General features: G+C 38.3%; 1 protein-coding gene. It reads left to right on the top strand.

The annotated features are described in order from the left end of the window. Nucleotides 1-109: 109 nt before the first annotated feature. The coding region (locus ACRCJ0_RS13650) for an SNF2 helicase associated domain-containing protein (RefSeq protein WP_431390774.1) at nt 110-1,623 on the top strand (1,514 nt) is incomplete at its 3' end.

Below are 1,623 nucleotides of genomic sequence, written 5' to 3'. Positions count from 1 at the left end.
TCTGAACGCCCTGACTCCCATCCTGTGGCTTAGCATATGAATTTCTTAAGAAGTTTGATATAATGAATTAATTAATGAGCGACAGATTCAGAATTTTGGGGTGTATGATATGAAGTGGAGTATTCCAAGTAAGATAATCGAGCAAGGCCGTGCTTTGGTAAAGGAAAATCGGGTGCTTAAAGTAGTACCAGATGAAGAAAATACTGTTTGGCGTGCAGAAGTGCTTGATGATGACACGTATACCGTGATCTTAGATGGAACTGCTAAAGAAGAGGATGTTTGTCAGTGCCAAGTTTTTCAGAAAAAAGGCTACTGCGAACATACAGTTGCAGTAGAACTTTTCTTAAGAGAAATGGGCATGACGCGCGTCCACCAATTTAATGAAGAATTGAAACGTTATCCAGAAGTAGATGATGAAGCAGAACTACAAGTGAATGAAGTCCTTGAAGGTTATTTAAGTCATCGTCAAGTAACCAGTCCTGTGAAACGTTTGCCGCGAACTAGTCGAGTGAAAGTTACACTAGAAATTCAATTTGATGAAGTAAGACCTTATATTATTTCTTACGAAGATATTGCTTACTTACGAATTCGCGTAGGTGTCAACAACCTGTACTACGTGACAGATATGGATAATTTCTTCCAAGCTGTTATCCAAGATACCTTATATATTTTGCCAAATCGTGACCGTGAAGAAATTTGGTTATCGCCTTCAACACTAGGCCAAGATACCTATGACTTGCTAGTTGAATTAGCCAATGCGTACAGCTTACGAAATAAATGGCTTTTACTAGTCATGAACACACCAGAAAATAAAAAAAATACCCAACGCTTTTATTTAATGAGTGAGGAATTGAATCGCTTGAAAGATTTATATCTTGCAGATAACCGGATTTCTATCCGCTTTAAATTAGATGGTAATGCTATAAAACCGACCTTTTCAAATGATAAAGCCCTGGTATTTAGTCTGAAGAAAGACAATGACCTGTATCAATTAACTTGGGATCAATCAGTCAATTGGCTGGCGCAATATGGTTTACTGATTCAAGATGAAACCTTATATGAAACCACTCAAGACAGCAATTTCTATGATGATTTGCGCTTTTTACAAGGATTCTTTGCGGAGAATGACTATCAAATCACCTTGCCAGAAGAAGAAATGACCTACTTTATCAGTTTATTTGGCCGGACTCTGATGGCTTACAGTGAAATTGACCAATTAGACCAAGTCTTTGAATTATACCAAGAAGACTTGCAAGTGCATGTGACACTTGACGTTGAGGGGACAGATTTATATGTGACCCCTGAATATCAGTACGGTGAATTTTTAGTATCAGATGAGGCAGAAAATCAAGTATTACCAGATGATAACACAATTTTAGTCCGAGACTTTTCGGGCGAAGTATCGGTTGAAAACACCTTGAAAGCTTTAGGCTTTGTCTCGGAAAAGGGTGCCTTCGTCCAACGTTTCGACAACTTGACTGACGTCATGACCAATATTGAAAATTTCGGTCGTTTATTCATTGACCAATGGGACATTAAATATGGTAAATTCCTGCGCAATGTCTATGACAACAAAGTCAATGCAACTGTGAAAATGACACCAAGTGACGGGAGTCGATTCTT

The organism is Aerococcus sp. L_32 (assembly GCF_050689315.1).
This window is presented reverse-complemented; position numbering and strand designations above follow the sequence as displayed.